This is a genomic window from Oceanobacillus alkalisoli, assembly GCF_022213125.1.
Lineage (GTDB): Bacteria > Bacillota > Bacilli > Bacillales > Amphibacillaceae > Oceanobacillus > Oceanobacillus alkalisoli.
This window is the reverse complement of sequence record NZ_JAKNRA010000001.1, coordinates 301,879-318,491: the sequence shown is the minus strand read 5'-3', so window position 1 is coordinate 318,491 and position 16,613 is coordinate 301,879. Positions and strand designations below refer to the sequence as shown.

General features: G+C 38.2%; 12 protein-coding genes and 1 pseudogene. 6 read left to right on the top strand and 7 right to left on the bottom strand.

Annotated elements, in window-relative coordinates:
- Position 1: 1 nt before the first annotated feature.
- A complete protein-coding gene (locus L3V42_RS01480; protein WP_255783329.1) occupies positions 2-2,233 on the bottom strand; it encodes a site-specific DNA-methyltransferase in 2,232 nt (743 codons plus the stop codon).
- Here L3V42_RS01480 and L3V42_RS01475 point away from each other — a divergent pair.
- Positions 2,195-2,314, top strand: a pseudogene (locus L3V42_RS01475) (JAB domain-containing protein); the annotation flags it as partial. The gene L3V42_RS01480 and the pseudogene L3V42_RS01475 sit on opposite strands and share 39 nt — an antisense overlap.
- 398 nt (positions 2,315-2,712) lie before the next feature.
- Here the strand turns inward: L3V42_RS01475 and L3V42_RS01470 are convergent.
- Positions 2,713-3,012, bottom strand: coding sequence for a PIN domain-containing protein (locus L3V42_RS01470; protein ID WP_238471092.1), 300 nt, complete (start codon positions 3,010-3,012; stop codon positions 2,713-2,715).
- A gap of 515 nt (positions 3,013-3,527) precedes the next feature.
- Between L3V42_RS01470 and L3V42_RS01465 the strand changes: the two genes are divergently transcribed.
- The 3 genes from L3V42_RS01465 to L3V42_RS01455 all read left to right on the top strand — a co-directional run bounded on the left by L3V42_RS01465 (position 3,528) and on the right by L3V42_RS01455 (position 9,149).
- A complete protein-coding gene (locus L3V42_RS01465) occupies positions 3,528-7,172 on the top strand; it encodes a flagellin N-terminal helical domain-containing protein (protein WP_238471091.1) in 3,645 nt (1,214 codons plus the stop codon).
- A 284-nt stretch (positions 7,173-7,456) separates the two neighbouring features.
- On the top strand, positions 7,457-7,642 hold the full coding sequence (locus L3V42_RS01460) for a hypothetical protein (protein ID WP_238471090.1): 186 nt from the start codon (positions 7,457-7,459) through the stop codon (positions 7,640-7,642).
- A 322-nt stretch (positions 7,643-7,964) separates the two neighbouring features.
- Positions 7,965-9,149, top strand: a complete 1,185-nt coding sequence (locus L3V42_RS01455; RefSeq protein ID WP_238471089.1) for an Rpn family recombination-promoting nuclease/putative transposase — start codon at positions 7,965-7,967, stop codon at positions 9,147-9,149.
- Positions 9,150-9,219: 70 nt separating this feature from the next.
- On the opposite strand, the gene L3V42_RS01450 is transcribed toward L3V42_RS01455, so the two are convergent.
- Genes L3V42_RS01450 through L3V42_RS01435 form a run of 4 tightly spaced genes read right to left on the bottom strand, consistent with a single transcriptional unit; the run spans position 9,220 to position 13,393 of the window.
- Positions 9,220-9,969 (bottom strand): PHP domain-containing protein, encoded by a 750-nt coding sequence (locus L3V42_RS01450; protein WP_238471088.1) that lies wholly within the window; start codon positions 9,967-9,969, stop codon positions 9,220-9,222.
- A 28-nt stretch (positions 9,970-9,997) separates the two neighbouring features.
- A complete protein-coding gene (locus tag L3V42_RS01445) occupies positions 9,998-10,825 on the bottom strand; it encodes an energy-coupling factor transporter transmembrane component T family protein (protein WP_238471087.1) in 828 nt (275 codons plus the stop codon).
- On the bottom strand, positions 10,809-12,527 hold the full coding sequence (locus L3V42_RS01440; protein ID WP_238471086.1) for an ABC transporter ATP-binding protein: 1,719 nt from the start codon (positions 12,525-12,527) through the stop codon (positions 10,809-10,811). The genes L3V42_RS01445 and L3V42_RS01440 overlap by 17 nt, the downstream gene beginning before the upstream one ends.
- The gene (locus L3V42_RS01435) at positions 12,515-13,393 is read right to left on the bottom strand and encodes a DUF8171 family membrane protein (protein WP_238471085.1); all 879 of its coding nucleotides are present in this window, start codon (positions 13,391-13,393) and stop codon (positions 12,515-12,517) included. Before L3V42_RS01435 ends, L3V42_RS01440 begins: the two co-directional genes overlap by 13 nt.
- Positions 13,394-13,502: 109 nt before the next feature.
- Between L3V42_RS01435 and L3V42_RS01430 the strand changes: the two genes are divergently transcribed.
- Both L3V42_RS01430 and L3V42_RS01425 read left to right on the top strand, forming a co-directional pair.
- Positions 13,503-14,414, top strand: coding sequence for a MurR/RpiR family transcriptional regulator (locus L3V42_RS01430; protein WP_238471084.1), 912 nt, complete (start codon positions 13,503-13,505; stop codon positions 14,412-14,414).
- A gap of 191 nt (positions 14,415-14,605) precedes the next feature.
- A complete protein-coding gene (locus L3V42_RS01425) occupies positions 14,606-15,790 on the top strand; it encodes a hypothetical protein (RefSeq protein ID WP_238471083.1) in 1,185 nt (394 codons plus the stop codon).
- An 88-nt stretch (positions 15,791-15,878) separates the two neighbouring features.
- On the opposite strand, the gene L3V42_RS01420 is transcribed toward L3V42_RS01425, so the two are convergent.
- A complete protein-coding gene (locus L3V42_RS01420) occupies positions 15,879-16,505 on the bottom strand; it encodes a TetR/AcrR family transcriptional regulator (protein WP_238471082.1) in 627 nt (208 codons plus the stop codon).
- Positions 16,506-16,613 lie beyond the last annotated feature (108 nt).

Here is a 16,613-nt window from a genome sequence, read left to right as displayed (position 1 = left end):
GTTAAGACCTCCTTACATTAATTCTAAAATTATCTAAATAATCGCGATACAACTGGTATGTTTCGGCAACTCCCAGACCTGATGACATCTCGGTGAAGCCTTTTTCAGAGTTAGTTACAATAAACACTGTTTCAATCTCTGAATGGCCGTCTAACTCATCCTTAAAGCTTGCGTAATGTGTTTCATTTAATAGAACCGCAAACTTATTATCTGGGAAGAATAGATATCCTGGGAGCTCTGAATCATCCAATTCAGGGCATTCACCGATTGCTCCTGCTTTCATCCAAAGCACAGATAGAAGCTCCTTGAACTGGCGTCCTAGTGCGACAGAGTCTTTGTTAAGGAAACCAAGCTTGAAGAAGATTGCGTTTGTTGGAAATCCATTAGACATTGGCACTTCAATTTCCCCGATTTCTTTATAATCTCCCAACAAATTTTCCAGCTCTTTTTTAATGTTGTTATACTCACGGTTATTAGCAACTATATAAAAGTTGATAATGTGATTCATATCTTCTAAAGCATCTAACCATTCATCTTTGTAATCAATATTGAAAAGGAAGGAAGTGTTATGTTCATCTGACACAATAAACTCAGTGTCGGCTTTGATCATAGATTGGGTTAGATCGTTCTTATCTTTATCAATTAAGGATAGTAACCCCTTTTTCTTACTTGCAGTATTTAACTCCATGTTATTCGTAAAATCAATCTTTTTGAAATAACGAGGTTTTGACACAGGGTCTTTTGGCTGAAGTATGTAGTTTTCATTAATAGGGTCTCCATTAACGGTGAATCCTGTTATTGTGCTAGTAAGCCTTGGCCAAGTAACATATCTAGCAATTCCTAATTTTACCCACTCATAGTCACCGGGTTGGTAGCCACCTTTTAAAAGTTTATTAGATTCGGATTTAGAAACTTCATTATTAGTAACCATGATACATTGTCTTGATCCACCATCTTGAAGGTTTAATAAATTCACAGCATGGGCTGTTGTACCTGAGCCTGCAAAAAAGTCTAAAACTATAGCCTTAGGTTTGGTTTCTAATATCATACGGAGCGCATCTCTTACAGCATATAGCGACTTTGGATAATCAAATCTTTTTTCACCAAATATCTTTGTTATCAAACCACTACCCCATTTTCCACCAGCCTCATGGGTTTTTATATTCCATTGAGTGCTAGGTATCCATTTGGGTTTATATCCTTCGGAGGAAATAATCATAGCTCCATTAGGTTTATAACCAGTAACAGTATAAATACCAGTTTGAACTTTATTTAATTCTCCTTTTTTCAGATATTTTAAGGTAGTATTCTCGCCTTTAAAATTACCCCAATCAAATGCACCTATCTCATATAACTCATTAGCTCTCTCAGCCGAAATCCTCCACCTTGCTTCTTGACCATTTGATGAATATGGTAAAACAGCTATAGTTCCGTCTGGAGCACGATAATCAGAACCAGAGACTCCCTGTTCCACTGGTTTTCCAAATCCTACTAATTGTTCAGTCTTTGTGTCGAAAAGCACGGGGTAAAAAAGATTTGGTGAGTCTTCACGAGCACTCCCTACTCCAGATCTTAATAGACTTTCCCATCTGACGGTAGATTGTCTTTTTACACCATCCTGTTGCCATTCAGACCCAAACACAATAGGTGTTGGACTTGAATCTCCCATAAAGACGTAATAATAATATTCATCGTTTCTTGAAAATTCAGCTCTTGCATTGCCAGATGAATGGATAGCCACACTTATCATTTGGATTCTAGCTTCAGGGAAAATTTCTTCCAAAAGTACACCTAAGTGATGATACTCTTTTTCGTCAATTGTACAGATAAGTACAGAGTCTTTAGGATTAAGTAACCTTTTGGCCAACTTTAGACGTTTTTCCATCATGGATAGCCATTTGCTATGGCGATAAATGTCACTACTATCAACGTAATTATTATTGTACTTCCAGTCACTTGCTCCCGTATTATACGGCGGATCAATATAGATACAATCTATCTGACCTACATACAAGTACTCTAGTAACTGCAATGCATGGTAGTTATCTGATTCGATAAGGATATGCCATAGGTCATCACCCGGAGCGTTTTCAATAGAATCGAGCTTTTTCAGGTAAGGATAAATAGGCTCACCAAACTCAGCAACCACTACTAATTGTTCTATCGGGTAGGCAGAAGCCTCTTTTGTTACTTTATCTATCACTGTGGGAGCTTGAATGCTTCGATTGTACATCCAAGAGAGGTCATGAAACCAGCTATTCTATCTAATGCCGCTTCCATTTTAATTGGGCATAATCATCCTTCGGGGCAGCCATTATATAGAGTATTATTAAAGATAGAACTCTAAGTATTTCAAGATGGAGTTTCTAACTGTCTAAGGCAGAAGCTATGACAATGAGATTCGTAGGGTGATGAACATTCATCATTCGAAGAGCCCAGCCCCTTATGCATGGTAACATGGTAAGGGTGAAGATATAGTCTATTCTATGATCGAAAGACATAGCGGCGAAGCAAGCCAACCAACAACCACAAGGTGTTTTACAGTTATTACAATAATTTTAGATTTTAAAAAGACTCTAGCGCTATGCTGGAGTCTTTTTAAAAGCAATAGGTGATGTCAAAGAGTATCAGCTTAGTATATAAAAGTCTAAGCAGTTATTTTTACCTTTTATATGAGTGTATTTTTACCAAATAAAACACCTCACATTTTTATCAATGTGAGGTTGAATCATCTATTGCTAGGTATTCACCAGGTGTATAACACTCAAATGGAGTATCCTCTAAATTAAGAATTCCACTCTTTTTATCTGAAGTAATTAAGTAGTCGGCATCTGAGGCATATGCGGCTTCCACTAACATTTGATCGTCAGGATCATTTATTTTAGGTAAAGTCTCTTTGTCTATATGTCTAGTATTAATGGATTTGCCTAGTTGGAAAAAATCAACAACATACATTAGGTTTTCTTTAGTTTCTTCATAATCAAACCCTAATTTATTACATTGTCGTTTCATTATGTACATCAATTCCCCAAATTAATTCTTGAGAAAATACCAGTCTGGCACCGATTTCATCCAATGAGGCAAACAAATTAGCACTATCTGATGTTTCTTCACCAAATAGTGCATCAATAAATACATTAGTATATCTATAACCATCCTATTTGTTTTGGTCATCTTTGATTTCCTTCGTCCACTTTAATATATCTTCATAGGACACATTCTTTTTCTTCATTTGATTTTGCATTTTTCGTCTAAGCTTTAAGAAAGAGTTGGACTAAGTAGTTTGTTTTTTTACAGTAGCTTGCATTCTGTTTTCCTCCTCCTTGTTACACATGCATATCACACCCATTTTAGTATGTATATGCAGTGTTCCACTTGTTAAGAATATTATAACACCGGGTCAGTGATGTTGACAAATTAAAATAATTAGTGATTTTTATACTACATATTTTCATCAAATGAACCGATATAATAATTAAGACATAGGTCATTATGATTGTAAAGTGCTATAGAGAGGGTTAATTACAGTGAATACGTTTATTAATGTACAAGCTTTGCGGACGATTAATAATATGGAACGGATAAATAAAGGAAATGCCCAGGTACTGGAACGACTAAGCTCTGGGCTATCTATAAACAAAGCTGCTGATGACGCAGCTGGTTTGGCGATTTCAGAGAAAATGCGTGCACAAATACGTGGCCTTTCGCGAGCTGATCGTAATATTCAAGATGCAGGTTCATTACTTCAAACAGTTGAAAGTGGGCTTGGTACAGTTACAGAATTAATTCAGCGGATGCGAGAATTGACAATTCGCTCGATGAACGATACGCTCACGGAAACAGATAGAAATGCTTTAAATGAGGAATTGACACAATTGAAATTCGCTGTTGATTCCACATCTCAACAAAATGAGTGGAGTGGGAATCCTGTCATTGAAGCGCACAGTCCCACGTTTAATAAAATAAAAGGGAATCATTTCTTTTCATCTGATCGGGTTGTACATATCGTCGATGGATTCAATGATGATTTAGAAATTGTAATTGATGGGGTATCTCGCAAGGTCACATTGCCAGCGGGTGAGTACAAGTCTGTTGATGCTTTGGTAGATACATTAGATGATTTATTATTAAGTGTAGATAAGAATTTGATTGCTCATGTGACGGAAAATCGAACGGTGTCCATTCAAGCAGAAAATAGTCAGTCCATTGATTACATAAAGGGTGGAGCATCTTTTTTATTTTATGATTATACCCCTGGAATTCCTCCAGGTATGATAATTGGTGCGACAGAATATAGAGAAAATGGGTTTATTGAAGCGAAAAGAAATCAGAGTGATAAACTCACCTTTTTTGTCGGAAGTGATCGACTGTATGAAATTGATTTCCCTGAAGGTAAGTATTCCAGGGATGAAGCGATTAATCACATCAATGAAGAACTTGAAAAAAAAGGAGAAACCGATGTAAAGGCAATTCCGTATGAAGATGATAAAATTGCTCTTACTTCCAGTAAGTATGTAATTACTGGAGTTGGAGGGAATATGATTGAGATTGATAATATAACATCTGTTTTATATGACAACCGGAAGTCGGGATCAATTTCCAAAAGTCAGGCATATGTATTGGGCCATAAAGACATTTCGAACGGGCTGGATTTCACTTCAGAGAATAGTGAATTAATCGTATATATTGAGGGAAAGCAAGTTAAAATAAACTTTTTAGATGAGTCAGAATCAGAAAAACTTCTAACGGGTACAGAAATCACACGAATAATTAACGAGATCTTTGAAGAACATGACATAAATGCAAGGGGATCCATTGTTTCCGGAAGGCTTGAAATTAGAAGTGATTACTATGGTTCAGGAAGTCAAGTCACTGTTGACATGGCATCAACTGCATTCGATCATTTATTTGTAAGGCATCAAGTGGGCTATGCTTCGATTAGCCCTAATCAGGGAAGAAATGCTTCCTTCAAAGGATATTACGGGATTGAAGAGATAACATTCATTACAGAAGAAAATAATAAGCTAACGGGTTCGGTTGGAGAAGTTCAGTTTTCTATTGAACTGGAAACGAAAGAATATACAAAAGATGAACTTATTACAGCATTAAATGAGCAAGTAAATGATATTCCAATTGAATTTACCTTATCATCTTCAACAAGTGGAGAGCGATCTGCTATTGTCGTATCAAATGTAACAACGAATGAAATATTTTCCTTCGATACGGATTCCTCCATGTTCTCTACCCTTATGAAAGGCGTTCGAATAGACGAACCGACTTTAAAAAGTGGGGAAACAATTGAACATAGGGAGGCGGAAGGAATAGCTGCCCCGCCTGAATATGAATATAAACCGGCTGTAGCAACTGGTCGGTCCTCTTTAGCTGGATTAGAAATAACAAGTGAAAATAATAAAATGACATTCACATTAAATGGAGAACAAAAAGAAGTGCTTTTAATTAATGGAAACTATGATTCGGCGGAAGCATTTTTAGATAAGCATAGAGAAGCATTTTATAATGCGGGGGTTATTGCTTCGAGTAATGGTTTAAATCAGTTGATGCTAACAACGAGGGAAGCCGGTGATGGGCAAACATTGGGATCATTTGGCGGTAGTGCGCATGAATATATGATGGCTAGAAGAGTGGAGTCAATCCCAGCAAATGGCACTGGAACCCCTCCTACCTTGTCAACGGTGAATGGAGTATATGAAGTGCCAAAGAACTATAAGATTGATGATACAAATAATCAGTTATCATTCACGTATACACAGGATGATAAAGATTATGATATAGCCATTGAGTTGGATAAAACAACTTATGTAACTCCAAGTATTTTAGCGGCTTACATCGAAAATCATATTTCTCAAGCGTTAGAAAAATATGAACTTCCGGTTGATGCACTATCCGTTAATATCGATGACCTAGGAAGACTTTCGCTTCGAGCAGAAAATGCTGGACAAGCGCATACATTCAGTAATCTGGACGGAAATCTATTTAAAGAGTTATTTCAAAAACGGGAAACGACTTCTATTCCACTTGCATACAGGACAGGTAGTGCCATTCAATCGGATGCTTATATCATAGGAAGAGATAGTATTAAAGACAAGGAATTCATTATTCATCCTGAAGTAAATGATTTATTATATTTCGATTTCAAACATAATGGAAGCACAACTATTATTGATTTGAAATTGAAACCAGGGAGTTATACAGATCAGACATTGATTGAAGAAATAAATGAAAAACTTGAATCTGAGCTTGAGCAACATGGCTTCTTTACAGATTTGATAAAAGCTCAGATTGGTGGTGTCGAGAGTGAGACAGCCTCAGACGATGAGGACAAATTGGTTTTTAAAATTAATATGCAAGATGATGGTCGGGACGATACAGGAACCTATGTAATTGACAGTGTCCGTGGAACAGCAGCATTTACATTTTTCTATCCGTCGCTAGGAGAACCCGAACCTACATACACGATAGGGATAACAGATTTATCAAATGGGGTAGTGATAAATGAAGGAGAAAATGATACATTTATTTTCGATGTAGACAATATGGAGAAGAAGATCGTTCTTCCGCCAGGTAAATATAACGTAGAAGCTTTATTGAATCAATTGAATACAGAGTTTGAAAAAGAAAATGCGAATGTCATTGCTTCCTTATTTGAAGGACGGCTGAAGTTAAGTAGTATTGATGTTGGTCAAATTCCGATTGATGGAATACGTGGTAACGCTAGGGGCACCTTATTTTATGAAACAGATTCGCGCAGTGCAGATGATGAGTGGACATTCCAGATAGGAGCAAATAGCGGAAATAATGTCACAGTAGATAAGGTAAGAACTTCTGCAAAACTGTTACGGATAAATACAATCATGATTGATGATTCAGCTCGTGCGGAAAAGGCTTTGGAGAGACTTGATGAAGCGCTAGGGATAGTAAATAGTGAACGTTCCCGGATTGGATCCTATACGAACAGACTAAACCATACGCTTAATAATGTCCGGCAAACAGCCGAAAATATGGTGCAAAATGAATCGCAGATCAGAGATGCTGATATGGCAAAAGAAATAATGGATATGGCTAAAGCTGGCATACTACTGCAAGCAAACCAACATGCGCTTGCCCATGTTTATAATAATCCGCAGAACATATTGGAGTTGTTGAAGGGCTAAAGAGGGAGAACAGAAGGATAGGTTCCACGTCTGGTTAATCCTATAGTTGGGCAAGAGATGCCTACTCCTCTGGCTTAAGATTGAGTATATTGGACTGAAATGTGAGTACAAAAAGAAGTTTTGAAGTATATTATGCCGATTATGGAATACTTTGGCTTGTTCCAGTTGAGGGTATACAGAAATCGAACAGCCTAACTTTACAAAGTTAGGTTCCTATGCTGGGGCGATTGAGTATATTATTCAGCGTGAAATTTTCCAAATTGAATGAGGGAATCAGATATCATTTGTTGCGATTATATCTCGAAGTGGAAATTTATAATTTAGCTAAGAGATTGCTTAGGCAATACAAGAATGATGCATCTACTAATTTTGCTTTTTATGAAGTGCTGTTGCATTATTTCCGAGATGGATTCACGGCAAAAACAATATTGAAACATGCGGTGAACGAGAACCCCTATGCGATTTTTTAACGGGTGAAAAAACAATTCGATCATACGACACGAACATAGTGGCAAATGTTCAGGATGGAAGCGAATGATTATGTTCTGGAGCACATTCTTTTATGGGAGCAAGCGGGAGAACTGATTGAAGCGATGAAGGGGATGTAGTTTATTGATCACGATGAAATGAACAAATTGGTTAATTCCGGCTGTCGTAATGGTTGAGACTATAGCAGCCGGATTTTTTATTTATTTAAAACAGAAACACTTGTTCTGTTTATGTGAATGCGTTATAATATAATCAAACAAACATCACGTCCAGTCCCAGAAAAAACTCAAAGGATGTGTTAAAATGCATTTAACAACATTACAGAACGAAAATACTCCCCTGTATGCAGCCACGTCGATTATTATGGAAGAATCGAGCAACTACGAAAAACAAGCGAGGAAACGATCGAAAACAACATTACTAAAACAACTCCCAATTGACCGTCTCATGGATTTAAAGGTTGATTTTGCCTTCAAACAGCTTTTTGGAAATGAAAAGAATAAGGAAATCATGATTGTATTCTTGAATGCAATTTTACAAAAAACAGGTCGTAATCCAATCAAGGACATCACATTTTTAAACATCGAAGCGGGTGGGGAATTTGTTGATGATAAACAGTCAAGACTTGATTTGCTCGTTACAACAGAAGATAAAGAACAAATTCATGTCGAGATACAGTTTACGAACAAGTATGATATGGTAAAACGTTCGATCTATTATTGGGCGGGGGTGTACCGCAGCCCGTTGCGCAAGTCAATGAGTTATAAAGAACTGCAAACTGTTATCTCCATCAATATCTTAAATTTCAATTTATTTAACGACACCGAGAAATTTCATACAACCTACCACCTGTTTGAAGATGAAGAGAAATTTAAATTAACAGATGTGATGGAGTTTCATTTTATCGAGATGCCAAAACTAATCAAGGCTTGGAAGGAAGGAAAGTTAGACCCGTGGAATGATGTTTTAGCTCGCTGGTTGTTAATGCTCGGCATGATTGATCGACGTAATGAACAAATCTATGAGGATATTTTTCATGAACTGGAGGAAATAGCAATGAAAGATGAATCATTAAAGAAAGCTTTTGGAAGTTGGGAAGAGCTTAGCATGAGTCCAGAAGAATATTTTGCTTATGAGTCACGATTAAAACGTATCTTTGATGAAGAGGCTGCTCAGCGTGAAGCGGAGTTAAGGCTTCGGGAAGCAGAGAAAAAAGCGGTAGAGAGAGGGTTGGAGGAAGGAAGAGAGGAAGGAAGAAAGGAAGGCAGGGCAGAAGGGAGAGAAGAAGGTAGAAAAGAAGGTAGAAAAGAAGGTAAAAAAGAAGGTAAAAGAGAAGGAAGAATAGAGGGGAGAGAAAAAGGAAGAGAAGAAGGGCAATTTGAAGAAAAATTGAATACTGCTAAACGTCTTTTAGAAGCGGATATGGATATCGAGTTTATCCGAAATGTCACAGGTCTTCCAGCGGAGCAGATAATGGAATTAAGATAATCCTACGTATGATGTTTTTAAGAAAGCAGAATAATCATCCAAAGGGAAGGAGGATTATTCTGCTGGGTTTTTACACGGTAATTCTTTCTTTAATCATTTTCTTTATTTCCGTCGCAGCCTTCACTTTGACATTCAGACAAGGAGATATTTTCACTTCATAATTCCCTTGCTGGATAGCGGTTCTAAGTTCGTCAATTGTACTGCATTCAGGAAAAGCATTATAGATCGCCCCGTATTGCATGTGGTGATGGGTATCGCTGCCACCTACAACAGGAACATGATATTGCATAGCGAATGAACGGACGCGTTCTTCCATGTCACTGCCGTACGTATATAAATCTTTCCCATTTAAATCAAAGGCATCGAATTGTGAAAGGACGGTAATAGGATGCTGTGTCCATGGAGTTGATTCGCGTAAAGGATGACCACCGATTTTAAGCACATTAAAGTTGGCAAGCAATGCAATTAAGTCATCAACTGCAATAAAGTTTTCTTGATCCTGATAAGGCAATAAATAGCGGGCAATCGTCAATATATCGTCTCGATCCCCGATGACAAGAAAATGTCCGGTTTCTTTCACGTCAACTTCCAATCCGCAAAATACCTTCAAGCCATTGATGTGGTAATAGTTTTCTGTATAAGGAAATGCATTATATAGTGTTTCGTATAATTGGATGATGTTTTTTGAGTTAAAATGCTCCGTAATGGCAAGGGCAGTAAGTCCACTCGCTTTTGCCTCCTGTATTTTCGTTGTAATATCCTCAAGGGAAGATGTTATTTTTTTTGCTAAGTTTGCGTGTGTATGAAAATCGATCAGCATGAAATGTCTCCTTTCGGCTGGAAATCCTTTAAGAAGGAAATGTATTTCCAAACCACCAAATGATTAGTAAAATTCCAAGTTGCGTAAGAATGAATAGATAGTCTTTAGTACTGACTTTTAAATAAGATAATTTTACTCTTTTTGCCTCTGGATTGTGCAATGAATAAGAGAAGCCGCGTACTTCTAATGCTTCTACTGTAAGTCTTGTTCGTTTAGCGATATTTAGCATTAATGGGTAGAATGATTTAATCACTACTAATATGTAATAGTAAACAATACGCCATTTGAGGAAGCCATGATTTTCCGGCGTTTTTCCCCGTAAACGAAAGGATTGGAAAATTTGGTGATACTCATCCAATAAAATAGGCAGCATTCTGTAACCATAGGAAACGGCGAAACTAAATTGAGCTGGTACTTTTAAAGAGAGCAGCCCATCACTTAAGCGTTCTGGACTCATGCTGGCAAAGACCGAGACACTTGCAATCGACATAATGAAAAGTTTCATTGAAAATGTGAGCAATGGTAGAGTCGCTTCGAATGTTCCTCCGCCAAAAACCAATGATACAATGACAATTGTAAAGAGCTCCGTGACAATACCAATCCCAAGTAATGTCAGGATTAACGGGCTTACCCTGGAAACGACAGCTAAGACAGCTGTATAAGCGATAATGAAAAGCAGAATGGTATTATTAAACGTAAACCATGGTAAGATGCTGACTGTTAAATACCAAAACATTAGTACTCTAGGGTCGATATTTGCCAAATATACATCAGGTTTCCCGAAGGCGGTTTTGATTAATTCGAGTTTAATCGTTTGGACATTAAGAACATCTTTGATTTTATCCGTTAGCTCCATTTAATTGCACCTCCTTTACCCTTGCGACAAATTCTTCTACCGATAGTGCTGGGTGTATGTTTAGTCCCAGACTTAATTCCGTAATTTGCGGCAACTTTAGCCCAGCGCTTTTCCAAATCTCAACCCGTTCAAAGAGTGCTCGGGGTGTCCCGTCAAATACGACAATGCCATGTTCCATTACGATAACTCTCGTTGCCCATTCGGATACGAGCTGCATATCGTGTGTGGCAATTAATACTGTCTTTACTCTGTCACGAATGGAGTGGAGAATACGAATTAGTTGTTTCCGATTCCCGACATCTAAGCTTGCAGTAGGTTCATCGAGCATCATGACGGTTGGCATCATCGCTAAGCCAATTGCTACAGACGATCTTCTTTGTTGTCCACCACTGAGCAGTCTGCCGTCTTTTGGAAAGAGGTCACGCATATCTAATTGATCGGCAATCTGTTCATAACGTTCGTTCTGTTCCAAATTGCGCACACTGCCGAAATAGGTTACATCATTGTAAATGGTATCTTGAATAAACATTTCCTCAGGATTTTGATAAATGTAGGAAATGTGACTCGAAAGCTTTTCAACAGGTGCCCGCTTTACATCTATGTTATCAACAATGATTTCACCTATACGTGGCTTAATAATGCCGGCTAGACTTTTCATTAATGTTGTTTTACCAGCACCATTGTTGCCAACAATTGCAACTCTTTCCCCCTCAAAGAAAGTCAGCGCATCAATATCCAAAACCGTTCGTCTTTCCTTTTGTAGTGTTTTAACTTCGTATTGGACATCTTTTATTGATAAAATGGCTGAATGGCTTGCATGTAAATTTGCTTGATGGCTGTTCGTTCCTGGATGAAAGAAGTAGCCATTGAAATAATCCTTCGCTTCCTCTACTGTAATTGGCAATTCGTCTGCATCGGCAAAATGAGCGATTTGCAAGGCTGCCTGTGTTACTTGAGGCGGGTAGATATGCACTTCTTCAAGCTCGGTTATATTTAACAACCCCTGCTTCACATTGGTATGCCATTTTACTTTTCCTTTTTCAATAAGAGCAACATGTTTACAATAATTCGCAATGAATTCTGTATGATGCTCAATGACAATAATTGTTTTTCCAAGCTCCTCATTTAAATACTTCAATTTATCATAGATTAAGGTTGCATGTTGGGGGTCAAGCTGTGCAACTGGTTCATCTATGATTAACACTTCAGGATTTAAAGCCAAAGCGCCTGCAAGTGCGGTTAAATGTTGTTGCCCGCCGCTAAGTTCCCAGACCGTTTTGTCCTTCAAGTGTTCGATGCCGAGCAGTTCTAATGCCCACATCGCTTTGTCTTCATAATCGGGATAGCCGAAATTGAGTGGTGCAAATCCAACGTCTTCTAGAACGGTTAACTTCATTAATTGATTTTGAAAATCCTGATAAACATAACCGACATGATGACTAAGAATCGAGACAGGCTGCTCTTTAACAGATAACCCGTTTACAATCACCTCTCCCTCGTAATCACCAGAAAAATAATGAGGAATTAAACCGTTTATCGTTTTACATATCGTTGACTTTCCACTGCCATTTCCACCAATAATGGCGAGAAAGTCGCCTTTGTTGATAGTCAGGCTTGCTCCGTTTAATACTGGATCCGGCGCTCCTGGATATTGATAGTGAACATCTTTAATTTCAATAATTGATTGATTTAAGCTGACCATTTATCCTTTTCAACCTTCTTTCTTCCCATTTTTACAGCAATCGTAATAATTAAGATGACGATAATCGCCGCGGCAGAAATTGGAAGCCATATAAATCCATCCCCGAATTGGTCTAAGAAATCAGGTTCCCAGACTGCGAAATTGATATCCATTTCGGCCATGTATTCAGCAACCAGTCCGACAAAAGCTAAGAAGATTGCTACAATCAGAAAGCGAACGGAAATATATTCAGTCATCGAAGCTTTGATATTTGGATTCCGTGGCTTCATGCCCATGAGGGGCTCGATTTTACCATAAAGTTTTGGCAGGAGATAAAGTGTTGGAATTAAACCAAACAATACTCCAGAGATAACCATTTCATTCACAAAGCTAAATGCTTCAATTGCAAGAATACTTTCAGGCAGACCAGCAACAGCTTCTAATTCTTCTACTCCGAGCCATACTTTTCCGATATCGACTATTGAGCTCAGCATTTGGTCTATACCTACACCAATAATCGCGGCAGCGCCAATCTGCCTTTTGTTCGTTGGATCTCTTACAAGTAAACCTGCAACATACATCGCTAAAGAAAACTCTATAAATCCTTCTACTTCCCCAATTCCGCTAAAGTCCCCAAGCAATAATTTCCCGAAAATTATATCGCCAACGGATGCCCCAATTGCCGCGTATAATGGATGGAATAAAATAACGAGTATGAGTGGGATAAAAGCTAGATACGAGATGGATATATCAATTGGACCTAATTGGAACTCTGGCAATAATTCTGTAAATAAACTTGCAAGCCCATATAGTGACATTGCTAGGATGAAAATCATCATTTTCTGCGATTGCGTATACGCATCCCTATTCGGTAATTTGTTTGACACGATTGTTTCCTCCTTTAAATTTTTACTATCTTCATCATAACGTTCCATCATTAAATGAGTATGATGACTTGGTTAAAAGGAGGTGAAATAAAGTAAGGTTATTTCCAATATGAAAATAAATTTACACAGTCCATCGATGAATCGCATTATAATAGAAGGAAATGGAGAAAGGCTGGTGACGGATATGGCTTTATTTTTAAACGTTGATAAAACACAGTTGTCAACGAAACAGCAGCAAGTAATGGAAGTCATTGAAAAAAGAGGGATAAAAGTTGCGTATCTGTCGATTGATGAACTTGCTGAAGAAGCTGGCGTGAGCACGGCTACAATATCACGCTTTTTCCCATTAGCTGGCTTTGAAAACTTTAAACAGTTTAAGGAATATGTGAAAAAGCGGATTGAAACGACACCAGAGAATAAGCTACGAAATTCGATTCTTGATATCGGTGGGGGCGATACACTTGACCGCATGATTGAACAAAACTATGAATATCTTTTTCAAACACATACCCATCTGAATCGGAAAGATCTGTTGCAGGCCGTAACAGAGGTGATTCATGCAAAACGCGTAATCATTCATGCGCCGTCATCTTCTGAGGGTCTTGGTACGCTGCTCTCCTATCGGTTGAAGCGATTTGGCATCCTTGTTGAGCGAACAGCAAGGAGTGGAGCAGATATTTTTGAGTCGATGATTCACTTTGACGAGAAGGATGTCATCATTATTTTCCAGTATGTAAAATTACTGCCGGAATCGAAAGCAATTCTCGATTATGCAAACCGACTCGGTATTAAAACGATTCTGTTTACAGACCAGCTGGTAGGCGAAATGAATCGTCTCGCTGATTACGTACTTTATGCTTATCGGGGTGATACATGGGAATTTCATTCGATGGTAGCCGCTACAACTGTTGTCGAAATGCTCGTTATGCTTGTAGGCCAGCGATTGGAGGAAAAATCGATGGAGAACTTGCAGAAGCTAAGTAAATTGCGAAGGGAGTATGGAGATATTGTGCCGAGCTGATTTGTAGAGAGATTAAGATTCCATAAGAATTTGTACCCATCGTTCCGTTTATGGAGTGAAATAAGGTCTGATTGTAAATAATCAATTTCCACAAAATCCCTGTTCTATAGAAACTTTTCTAAAATCTATCCGTAATAAAACACACAACATCTTCTTTACTAGAAAATTGTATATCAGGGAGGAAAGCATTCATGAAAAAATTATTACTATTATTCGCAGCTTCCATGTTTCTATTAATCACTGTCGCCTGCAGCGCAGATGATTCAGAAGCAGGTACAGAAAAAGATGACACGGCTACGAACGAATCAGAAGAAAATACATCTGAAACAAATGATTCGACGGACGAAAGCGCATCTAATTCAGGGGAGTTTTCAGAAGTTGATTCCATCATTGTCGATGGAGATCTTCTTGCAGGTCTGCTTCACTTAAGCGATGACGGTGAGGTAGTTCAATGGGCAGAAATTGACTCTGGGATGATTGGGGACGCGAACCGGATGAAAGTCTGGGCTGACGGTGAGGTCGAGGAGCTGGATATGGAGAAATTTAACCAGCATTCGTATGTAAATGCAGAAGGGAACATATATGGTAGTGTAGTCGACCACGATCAAGCAGGCAGTCCGCAAACGGTTTACGTATATAATCCGCTAACTGGTGAATCAGAGGAGTATTTAAAACCGGAGGAAATCGAGGAATTTATCGGGGTCAGTCCTCAACGGGTAAGTGACGAACAAAAAACGATACTTTCTCAGAAAAATTATACAGACGGCGAAATTATTTTCCATCTATGGAATTACGAAACCGATGAAGTAGAGGAGCATAATATTTCAGAAGGCACGTATGCGCTCATCCCCGAGATTGATAATATCCGCAGTGGACATCTTGGTTTAACCCGTGATACGAAGTCAATTTATGTCGGTTACTCGGAAGGTATTGTACATTATAATACAGAAACAGAAGAAGTCGATGCAGTGTCCCTTGAGGAAGACATGGAATACGTGATTACACCTACCGTGGATAGTCAGTATGTTATTACACAAAAGTATATCGGTGATGAATCGGAAGTGAATAATAGATTCTACATCACAGATCGGGATACTCTTGAACAAACAGAGATTGGTAATGCAGACAACGCTATTTCCATTACAGATGGTAGAATTCTGTTAGTGGCGGAAAATGAATTGCAGGTTTATGATATCGAAACCGGTGAAACATCGCTGTACTATACGATTGAACTTGATGAGGAATTTGATCTGAAAGGCGTCCGTGTGAGCGGAGATGGCAACACAATTGCTTATTATTATGAAGAAGAAGTGCCGCGAGAAGATGATCCAGAGAAGACGACAGATCAGACGACGATACAAATTTTGCGTAAGTAATTTTAAAAATGCAAGTAATAGAGCTCAAGTGTTTGTGCCCTTGAGCTCTATTATAAGTTTCATCCGGTCGGAAAATCATCCTGAACGCTTATGCGCCACCAGAAATCCCACTCCAGTAAAAATCTACAATTTCCTTTGCTAAATCATCTACGGAAGAAAAAGAACGTTTAAAATCCTCATCCATTGAATTTCTTACGGTTAATAAATTGACAAAGATCAAAGTTGCGAGCCGTGTATTCGTTTCAGGGATTTCTCCTTGCTCCATGGCATGTGAAAGGGCTGTTTCAAGTTCTTTATATAGTGCTTTTTCGGCCTTTTCCATCTGCTCAAGCTGCTCCTTTGATAAGGCAAGCTTTGCTTCTCTCATGAATACATTAATATCGATATCCACTGTTGCTTGCAGATGACCTTTCGCAAAATGAAATAATTTCGTTTTAAACGGTTCATCCGTCGCTAAAATAGTGGTCGATTTCTCTTTGATAACGTTCATTAATTGCACCATCGCAGCGGTGAACAAGTCTGTTTTTGTTTTAAAATAATAGTAGACGGTCGCTTTCGTCACGTGACAGCTTTCCGCTACATCGTCCATGGAAACGGAAGGAAATCCATTTTCCAAAAATAACGTTGTTGCCGTATGTAAAATGATATCTTTTGTTGAGGCCGCACCTTGTTCTTTACGCGGCCGTCCTATTGAACGGTGTTGTTTCTTTTCCATTATTCATCCAACTCCAGCTTATTTTCGTGATAATAGTATAACATAATAGCTACAACTTGATTAATTAACTATTCAGTATATATAATTAAAAAGGATTTTACTTTTTGA

Bases quoted from the DNA above. Each gene is read 5' to 3' on its own strand.
- L3V42_RS01470 (WP_238471092.1), bottom strand. From the start codon at position 3,012: ATGAAACGACAATGTAATAAATTAGGGTTTGATTATGAAGAAACTAAA.
- L3V42_RS01420 (WP_238471082.1), bottom strand. From the start codon at position 16,505: ATGGAAAAGAAACAACACCGTTCAATAGGACGGCCGCGTAAAGAACAA.
- L3V42_RS01480 (WP_255783329.1), bottom strand. From the start codon at position 2,233: ATGTACAATCGAAGCATTCAAGCTCCCACAGTGATAGATAAAGTAACA.
- L3V42_RS01455 (WP_238471089.1), top strand. From the start codon at position 7,965: ATGCATTTAACAACATTACAGAACGAAAATACTCCCCTGTATGCAGCC.
- L3V42_RS01445 (WP_238471087.1), bottom strand. From the start codon at position 10,825: ATGGAGCTAACGGATAAAATCAAAGATGTTCTTAATGTCCAAACGATT.
- L3V42_RS01430 (WP_238471084.1), top strand. From the start codon at position 13,503: ATGAAAATAAATTTACACAGTCCATCGATGAATCGCATTATAATAGAA.
- L3V42_RS01425 (WP_238471083.1), top strand. From the start codon at position 14,606: ATGAAAAAATTATTACTATTATTCGCAGCTTCCATGTTTCTATTAATC.
- L3V42_RS01450 (WP_238471088.1), bottom strand. From the start codon at position 9,969: ATGCTGATCGATTTTCATACACACGCAAACTTAGCAAAAAAAATAACA.
- L3V42_RS01440 (WP_238471086.1), bottom strand. From the start codon at position 12,527: ATGGTCAGCTTAAATCAATCAATTATTGAAATTAAAGATGTTCACTAT.